Source organism: Candidatus Magnetaquiglobus chichijimensis, from assembly GCF_045865675.1.
Taxonomy (GTDB): Bacteria; Pseudomonadota; Magnetococcia; order Magnetococcales; family Magnetaquicoccaceae; genus Magnetaquiglobus; species Magnetaquiglobus chichijimensis.
On record NZ_BAAFGK010000002.1, the window covers coordinates 594,344 to 602,536 of the forward strand.

The 8,193-nt window shown below is 62.0% G+C and carries 7 protein-coding genes; 5 read left to right on the forward strand and 2 right to left on the reverse strand.

Annotated elements, in window-relative coordinates:
* Positions 1 to 4: 4 nt before the first annotated feature.
* On the forward strand, positions 5 to 2,770 hold the full coding sequence (gene gspD, locus ACOY6C_RS04285; RefSeq protein WP_420904238.1) for a type II secretion system secretin GspD: 2,766 nt from the start codon (positions 5 to 7) through the stop codon (positions 2,768 to 2,770).
* 241 nt (positions 2,771 to 3,011) lie between these two features.
* On the opposite strand, the gene ACOY6C_RS04290 is transcribed toward gspD, so the two are convergent.
* Positions 3,012 to 3,323, reverse strand: coding sequence for a hypothetical protein (locus ACOY6C_RS04290; protein ID WP_420904239.1), 312 nt, complete (start codon positions 3,321 to 3,323; stop codon positions 3,012 to 3,014).
* A 91-nt stretch (positions 3,324 to 3,414) separates the two neighbouring features.
* On the opposite strand from ACOY6C_RS04290, the gene gspE reads away from it, so the two are divergent.
* The 4 genes from gspE to ACOY6C_RS04310 all read left to right on the forward strand — a co-directional run bounded on the left by gspE (position 3,415) and on the right by ACOY6C_RS04310 (position 7,572).
* Positions 3,415 to 4,944 carry a type II secretion system ATPase GspE gene (gene gspE, locus ACOY6C_RS04295; RefSeq protein WP_420904240.1) on the forward strand — a complete coding sequence of 510 codons (1,530 nt, stop codon included), beginning with the start codon at positions 3,415 to 3,417 and terminating at the stop codon, positions 4,942 to 4,944.
* Positions 4,944 to 6,182: a type II secretion system F family protein gene (locus ACOY6C_RS04300; protein ID WP_420904241.1), complete on the forward strand. Its 1,239-nt coding sequence runs from the start codon at positions 4,944 to 4,946 to the stop codon at positions 6,180 to 6,182. The genes gspE and ACOY6C_RS04300 overlap by 1 nt, the downstream gene beginning before the upstream one ends.
* Positions 6,179 to 7,099, forward strand: coding sequence for a tetratricopeptide repeat protein (locus tag ACOY6C_RS04305; protein WP_420904242.1), 921 nt, complete (start codon positions 6,179 to 6,181; stop codon positions 7,097 to 7,099). Before ACOY6C_RS04300 ends, ACOY6C_RS04305 begins: the two co-directional genes overlap by 4 nt.
* 140 nt (positions 7,100 to 7,239) lie before the next feature.
* Positions 7,240 to 7,572 (forward strand): hypothetical protein, encoded by a 333-nt coding sequence (locus tag ACOY6C_RS04310; RefSeq protein WP_420904243.1) that lies wholly within the window; start codon positions 7,240 to 7,242, stop codon positions 7,570 to 7,572.
* A gap of 114 nt (positions 7,573 to 7,686) precedes the next feature.
* Here the strand turns inward: ACOY6C_RS04310 and ACOY6C_RS04315 are convergent.
* Positions 7,687 to 8,193 (reverse strand): helicase associated domain-containing protein (locus ACOY6C_RS04315; RefSeq protein ID WP_420904244.1); only part of this gene is annotated, 507 nt, incomplete at its 5' end.

Sequence of the window (8,193 nt, forward strand, 5' to 3'; positions counted from 1 at the left end):
GCGGATGAGTTTTCTTCGCATGTTGATGGTGCTGCTGCTTTCCGTGTCGATCGCGGAGGCGGCCCCATTTGGCGGGAGATCCTCTGGCAGGCCCTCGGACCCGAACGCGCCGGGCATGGGCGCCACTGCCCAGACGCCCGATCCGAACATCGCGGGCCATCCTGGTGCATCCGCGGTGACGGATGCGGCTTCCGGCGGCAGAGCGGGTACCGTTGCCGTCTCTCAAGCCGCGACCGGTGGGGTCGCATCCACCCCGTCCGCATCGATGGGGGTGATGCCGGGTTCCGGGGATCGGGTCACCATGGATTTTCAGGGCGTGGAACTGGCCCAGGTGGTCCGTTTTGTCGCGGAGATGACCGGCAAGAACTATGTGCTCGATCCTCAGTTGAAGGGCAAGGTGACGGTGATCACCCCCACGGCGGTTTCGGTGGGCGAGGCGGAGAAGATTTTCGAATCGATCTTGAGCGTGCATGAATTGACCGTGGTCGAGCGGGATGGCGCCTTCAAGATCGTGCCGTTGAAATCGGGCATCGCCGAGGGAGGGACGCCGGTGTTGGAACCTCTGCCGACGCCACCCAAGGAGGAGATGGTCTTGAGTCGTCTGGTGCGACTGCGCCATGTGGATGCCAACTCCCTGGCGGCCACCCTGAAACCGCTGTTGCACCCCTGGGGATCCCTGGCCGCTCATATGCCGACCAATGCGTTGGTGGTGACCGATGCGGCGGTGGTGGTCAACAAGCTGGTGATTCTGATCGAGGCGATGGACGTACCGGTGGGATTGGCCGAACGGCGGCTGTTCGTGTTGCAGCACGCCTCGGCGACCGCGGTCGAAAAGCTTGTCAACGCCATTTATACCGATTTCAACACCCGGCGGCGCAAGGAGGATGTGGGGGTCAAGGTGTTCGGGGATGCCCGGAGCAACACTCTGGTGGTGGTTTCGCCCAAGGAGCAGCTCAAGGAGATCGCGCATCTGATTGCCGGGTTGGACCATCCGGTGGTATCGAATGCTGGGAATCTGCATCTTTATTATCCGCGCAACAGCGAGGCCGAGGCGATCGCCAAGGTGTTGACCACGCTGATGGGGTCGTCGAGCGCCTCCAAGAGCGGTGGCGATGAGTTGAAGCCTTTGGAGTTCATGCGTTCGGTGAACGTGGTTGGGGAGAAATCGACCAACACGCTGGTGATCGCCGCGACTCCGGAGGATTACCGGACCCTGTTGCCGATCATTCAGGGGTTGGACAAGCGGCGCTTGCAGGTGCATGTCGAGGCCTTGATTATCGAGGTGACCGCCGAGCGGGCCGCCGAGTTCGGGGTGGAGTGGCGTTTCGGCAACATTCCGACCGCGGCGGGATCGAAAGCGTTGACCGGGTTTGGTGGGGCGTCGTTCGGGGATACGATCACCAACCCCCTGGACACGGGCAATGGCATGGCCTTGGGGTTGATGAAGGGGGCGATCACCTGGGGAACCACCACGGTTCCGAACATCCCGGCCATGATCAAGGCGTTTCAATCCGAGGGGGATGTGAACATCCTCGCCACCCCGAACATCGTCACCATGGATGGGGTGGAGTCGGAGATCATTGTGGGTCAGAACATTCCGATCGTTTCGGGAACCACCTCTTCCACCGCGGCCTCGTCCACCACCACGCCGGGTGTCACCTCGCAGACCGTGGAGCGCAAGGATGTGGGGTTGACCTTGCGGGTCACGCCTCGGATCATCGAGGATCAATGGCTGGAGATGAAGATCTATCAGGAGCAGTCCAGCATCACCCCGAAGAGCATGGATCAGCTCAATGCCGGCACTCTGGGCAGTAGTGTGGTGACCAACAAGCGTTCCATCAAGACCACGGTGAACTTGAAGAGCGGCAACACCATCGTTCTGGGTGGTCTGATCAAGGAGGAACAGAGCGATCAGGTGGGCATGGTTCCCTGTCTGGGCGGTGTTTCCGGGGTGGGGGAGTTGTTCAAGAAAACCAGTCGTTCGCGCAACAAATCCAATCTGATGGTGTTCATTCGTCCGGTGATCACCAACCAGTTCGACGAATTGGTCAAGCTCTCTTCCGACAAGTATCAGACCGCGCGGGAGATGTGGGGTGTGGCGGAGTCGAAGGGGTCGGGAGTGATCCACACTTTGCCGCCTTCGCCGTTGCCGGAGTTTGGCCAGGTTCTGCCGTATGTTCCCGCAGGCGAGGGGCACAAGAAGGGGGAGGGGGTCACGTTGTCGGAGGCGCCGACCGTTTCTGGCGGGTCGGACGGCGAGAAGATCCCGGCTCTGCGCGCGGAGGAGCGACCGTTGAAGCGTGCCGCCCAGGTGAAGGGGGAGACGTTGCCGGTCAACGCCGCGATACGGGGTGAGGCCAGGTCCGGCAAGCGGGGTGAGGCCAGCGCGAAACAGGATGAAACGAGGTCCGGCAAACGGGAGGAGGCCAAATCCGCGCCGCCCGGGCCGGTGAAGGCCGAGCCCTCTGTTGCGGTTGGGGCGGAGTCGGAAGAGGCATCCGTGCCTCGGGCTTCGGACGGGTATGCGTTGCAGGTCGAGTATGGCGACAATCTCGAGGGGGCCAAGGTCACGGCGGCCAGGTGGGTGGACAAGGGGTATGCGGCCAGTGTGGTGAGGGAGTTGGATCGGGACGGCAAGGCGCGGTTTTCGGTGCGGATTGGCCATTATGCCGGTGAGAAGGAGGCTTTGCGTGCGGCGGAGGCTTTCAAGAAGAAGGAGGGGAAGCGGGTCTATCCGATCCGGTGGCGTCCGGCGATCGAGGGGAATTGAGGCGGGGTGTGTGTTGAGGGGCGTGAACGTGTCGGGTTCGTGAGCGTGTTGGGTTCGTGAACGTGTCGGGTTCGTGAGCGTGTCGGGTTCGTGAGCGTGTCGGGTTCGTGAGCGTGTCGGGTTCGTGAGCGTGTCGGGTTCGTGAACGTGTCGAGGATCGTGAACGTGTCACGGGTCCAGGGGGATTATCCCCCTGGTGGGATCCAAGGGCAAAGCCCTTGGGACGTTTGTCTTTATTCTTTCAGGCGCGTCTTATAAAGAAAAATTTTTCACGTTTTTTGTGAAAAATTTTGCGCGCCAGCCTTGGCTGCGGGATCGTTTCGCGTTTTTGGCGAAACGATCCCGCGAACATGGCCAGGAAGAGCAGGCCGCCGGAGGCGGCGTGTGTGCAGACATGCAATTCGCCCCATCCATTGCCCTGACGGGCAACGGATGGGGCACATGAGACCTCGCGCGCTTGCGCCATTTTTCGCAAAAGACGCGAAAAATGGCTTATCGTAAAAAGCGCGCGAAAAGCAAAAGTCCCAAGGGCGTTGCCCTTGGAACCCACCAAGGGCGTTGCCCTTGGAACCCACCAGTGGCCATTGGCCCCTGGACCCCGGTGACGCTGAAATCTTATCCTTCCCCCTCGCACGGTTGGTTCGATGAGCAGAACAGAAACCCCACCGGAACGCTTGAACCCCGCCATCGCCCGCTCGCTCCCTTTTGCCGTGGCCAAACGGGCCCTGTTCCTGCCTGCCTGGAAAACCGACAATGGCCGCCTGGAGGTGTGGATCACCACGCACACCGATCCCCATGCCCTGGATCAGTTCCGTCTCGCCAGCAGCGAGCCGGTCAAACCGGTCCGGGTCTCCCGGGAGCAACTGCTCGATGCCTTGCAACGGGTGCACCAGGAACACGGCATCGCGGTGGAAAACGTCCTGGACGAACTCCCCCCCTCGATGCTCGCCAGTCAACTGGCGGAGAAACCGGATCTGCTCGAAGCCGACAACGACGCGCCCATCATCCAATTGGTCAATTCACTGATCATCCAGGCTCTGCGCAACCGCGCTTCGGATATTCACATCGAACCATTCGAGAACAACCTGATCGTGCGCTTTCGGGTCGATGGCCTGCTGCACGAAGCGTTGCGTCCCCCCAAACCGGTCCAGGCCCCGCTCATGTCACGCATCAAGGTGATGGCCGGCCTGAACATCGCCGAGAAACGGCTTCCCCAGGATGGCGCACTGCGGGTGCAGGTGGCCAGCCAGGATATCGACGTGCGCGTATCGGTGCTGCCGGGCCATTACGGCGAACGTCTGGTGATGCGCCTTCTGGAGAAACAGGGCGAGAAGACCGGATTGAGCGAACTGGGACTCACCGACGCGCAGATGGGGTGGATCCGGAGCCGCATGACCGCCAGCCACGGCATCATGCTGGTGACCGGGCCGACCGGAAGCGGCAAGAGTACGACTTTGTATTCGATCCTGTCGGCGATCAATACCTCGGAGAAAAACATCATCACCATCGAGGATCCGATCGAATACTCGCTGGCCGGAGTGGGACAGATCCAGGTGGCTCCAAAGATCGGCCTGACCTTCGCCTCCGGGCTGCGCTCGATCCTGCGCCAGGATCCGGATGTGATCATGGTGGGCGAGATCCGCGATCTGGAGACCGCCGAGATCGCCATTCAGGCGAGTCTCACCGGCCATCTGGTCTTCTCAACCCTGCACACCAACGACAGCGTGGGGGCGGTGGTGCGGCTGGTGAACATGGGGATCGAGCCGTTTCTGGTCAGCTCGTCGGTGGATGGGGTGGTGGCGCAACGGTTGGTGCGTCGGCTGTGCGAGCGGTGCAAGGAGGCGTTCGCGCCCGAGGCGTCGTTGTTGCGGGCGAGCGTGGGCGAGCGTCGCGCGGAGTTGTTGGAAGGGGCACGGTTTTATCGTCCCAAGGGGTGCGCGGGCTGCATGGGTACCGGCTATCTGGGACGGACGGCGGTGTTCGAGCTTCTGACCATGAGTTCGGCGATCCGGGCGCTGATCGATCGGCGCGCTTCGGATCTGGAGTTGCACCGCGTGGCGCGTGAGGAGGGGATGACCTCGCTGCGCGAGGCGGGCCTGATTAAGGCCGCCGAGGGGCTCACCAGTCTGGAGGAGGTGTTTCGCGTCACCCAGGAGCGCGGCGAGGTGGTCTGATGGCGGTCTTTCGTTACGAGGGAATGCGCGCCGGCGGTGGTCGCACGGTCAAGGGGGTGCTGGACGCCGACACCGAACGGGATGCCCGTCGTCTGTTGAAGCAACAGGAGATCTATCCTACCCTGCTGGAACGGCTCGAAGGGAGCGAAACGTCGAAACGGAGCCCAAGGCGTTGGTCGTTCAAGAGAGGCGCGCCTCTGCCGCCGATGCGGGAGAAGATCGTTTTTACCCGCCAGATGGCCAGCCTTCTGGCGGCGGGTTTCCCGGTCATGGAGGTGTTGAGCAGCGTGGAGGAGCAGATACGCACCGGTCCGTTTCGTGAGGTGGTGGCGACCATCCGCAACGATGTGGGCGAGGGTCTGTCGCTTTCCGAGGCGCTGGGACGACATGAGCGGATCTTTCCGCCGCTCTATGTGAGTCTGGTGCGTGCGGGAGAGCGGGGAGGAGGTGGGGCGCTGGATACCATCTTCGAGCGTCTGGCGGTGGTGATGGAGGAGGAGCGGCGCATCCGTGCCCGGTTGATCAGCGCCATGATCTATCCCGCGGTGATGGCGATCGTCGGGGGGATGATCTTGATTTTCATGATGACCGTGGTGGTTCCAAAGGTGACCACGGTCTTCAAGGAGACCCAGCAGGCGTTGCCGATGGTGACCCGTTCGTTGTTGGCGATCAGCGATTATCTGCGCGACTGGGGGGTGTGGAGCGCCGTGGCGCTGGTGATCGGGATGTTGGTGCTGGCGGGATGGGCGCGATCGTCGAAGGGGCGCGCGCGTTTGGAGGGGGTCTGGTGGCGTGTGCCTCTGTTGGGGGAGCTGTTGTCATCGGTGGCGACCATGCGGGTGTGTCAACTGCTTGGACTGCTTTTGAAAAGCGGGGTGCCGGTGATTGGCAGTTTGCAGGTGACCGCGGACGCCACCGGATTTGTCACGGTGCGTTCTGGCATGCTGGAGGTGGCCAAGGCGGTGGAACGGGGTGACTCCCTGGCCGAGGCCCTCGAGCGTACCGGCCATTTTCAGGGGTTGGCGATCCGCATGATCAAGGCCGGCGAGCGGTCCGGGAGTTTGGAGGCGATGCTGGAGCGGGCGGCGCGTTTGCATCGCGAGGAGATCGAACAGACCTTGGAACGGTTGATGCATCTGGTGGAACCTGTGATCATTCTGGTCATGGGTGGTGTGGTGGGTTATGTGGTGGTGGCGGTCTTGTTACCCATTTTCGAGATGAACCAGTTCATCAAATGAAGACACGGTTGCGCCTTTTTCTGGGGATTTTGGCCTGTTGGCTTCTTTGGCCGACGGGTGGCGAGGGGGGCTATCTGAATGCCCCGGAGGCGGTGTTTTCTTATGCGTTGGATCTGGAGAAACAGAGCGACCACAAACGGGCGGCCACCGAGTTCGGTCGGTATGTGTCGGCTGGGCGGGGCGGTTCGGAGCAGGCGTTTCCCAGACTCGAGGAGGCGATGTTCCGTCTGGCGGTGAATCTGGCCCAGGCCAACGAGACGGATGGCGCGTTGCGGGCCTTTTCCGAGCTTGGGGCGGCCTATCCCAAGAGTCCGTTCATTCCCATGGCGTTGTTGCGCATGGGGTTGATCTACGAGCGGGCCGGCGCGCGCGAGGAGGCGGTGAGGCGCTATCAGAGGCTTGCCGAGATGGGCATGGATACCGAGTTGAGCGCCTTGTCGCGTCTGCGTCTGGCCTGGCTGTCCATGGGCAAGCCGGGTGAGGAAGAGGTGGCGCGCGGCCATTTGCTGGCCGTGGATCACCCGAAGATGAAAGAACCGGTTCATGATTTGTTGCTTGAACTGGATCGTCTTCCCCAATTACCCTACAGGGATCCGTGGATCTCGGGTTTGTTGTCGGCGGCGGTTCCGGGCGCTGGCCATCTTTATCTGAATCGACCGGAGGATGCGGGGGTGGCGTTGCTCTCCAATGGCCTGCTTCTGGCCGGAACGATCCAGGCCTTTTCCAAGGGGATATCGGGGTTGGGGGCGGCGTTGGGCGTGGTGGAGTTGGGGTGGTATTCGGGTACGATCTTCAGCGCGGTCAGCTTGACCCACAAGCAGAACCAGCGCATTCGCGAGGACCACTTGAACCATATCTGGCAGTTGCAGCAGCCGAAGATCGAGACGATCGGGCTGGAGATGGAGTGGCGGTATTAGAGTGCGATGGGCGTGAGGCGAACCGGAATTTGATAAACCAGTTTACCATTGAACTCCCGAAGGGAGGTCCATGGTAACGGGGGTGAGTTTTTTTTCTCCCATCATGCAAGTTATTTTGAAGATGAGGTCTGGAGGGTGTGATGAACAATCGGTTGCTGGGTATGGTGGGCGTGGTGATTGGCCTGGGGATGGCGGGTGCGGCGTGGGCCGCCGGGGATGTGCCGGCCAAGGATGCGGTCAAGGGGGACAAGGCCGCGCAGTTCAAGGCGCGCAAGGCCCGCGAAATTCAGGATCTGGAGGCGAGACTGACCTGTGTCAAGGCTGCCAACAGCCCCGCCGAGTTGAAACAGTGTCACGAGAGCGTGAAGGCCCGTCACCAGAGCGAGCAGTTGCAGCGCATCCAGGAGCAGCGCCGCAAACTCAACGAACGGGAAAAGTCTCTGCGCGAGCAGGAAACCATCCAGGAACGGTAAACCGGTTTCTTGTTCTGGATGCGTCACCCGGTTCCGGAGACCTTTCCCTTCCGGATCCGGTATAAGGGGGAACCGAATACGTTTCAGGGGTTCGAGGAGAATGGCTCGGGCCCCCTAACGCCAGATCACGCCGATCTCGCCCAGCTTGCGGGTTCGCTCCGGGTCGAGCTGACCATCCCTTTTGGCCTGACGCTGAAACTGCAACCACATCCCCAAACGCGGCTGCTCCGGGGAGTCGAGCGGAACCTCGCAGTGACCGTGACGCCGGCGGAACGCGCGCAACTGCTCCATCATCTCCTCGGCCACGGCCTCCTTCGGATCCCAGATCATCCCCAGCGCGCTCAACCGTTCGGCATGGTCCGCGTTCAGATGTCCCTTCATGCGCGCATTGCGCTGCGCGGTCACCCAGGCGGCCAGACGGGGATTCTCCGGCCAGTCGGTGGGCACCAGCAGGTGGCCGAAACGCTCCTTGAAGGTCTCCAGCGCCCGGAATGACTCCAGCCAGAGCACCTCCTGGGCATCCCACACGAACCCGATCGCCTCCAGACGCGCCACCCGATCCGGTTCGAGTTGGCCGGCCAGACGGGCCTTGCGTTGCGCGGCCACCCACCAGGCCAGTAC

Excerpts from the sequence above, each read along its gene's own strand:
- gspE (WP_420904240.1), top strand. The coding sequence starts at position 3,415 with ATGAGCAGAACAGAAACCCCACCGGAACGCTTGAACCCCGCCATCGCC.
- gspD (WP_420904238.1), top strand. The coding sequence starts at position 5 with ATGAGTTTTCTTCGCATGTTGATGGTGCTGCTGCTTTCCGTGTCGATC.
- ACOY6C_RS04305 (WP_420904242.1), top strand. The coding sequence starts at position 6,179 with ATGAAGACACGGTTGCGCCTTTTTCTGGGGATTTTGGCCTGTTGGCTT.
- ACOY6C_RS04310 (WP_420904243.1), top strand. The coding sequence starts at position 7,240 with ATGAACAATCGGTTGCTGGGTATGGTGGGCGTGGTGATTGGCCTGGGG.
- ACOY6C_RS04300 (WP_420904241.1), top strand. The coding sequence starts at position 4,944 with ATGGCGGTCTTTCGTTACGAGGGAATGCGCGCCGGCGGTGGTCGCACG.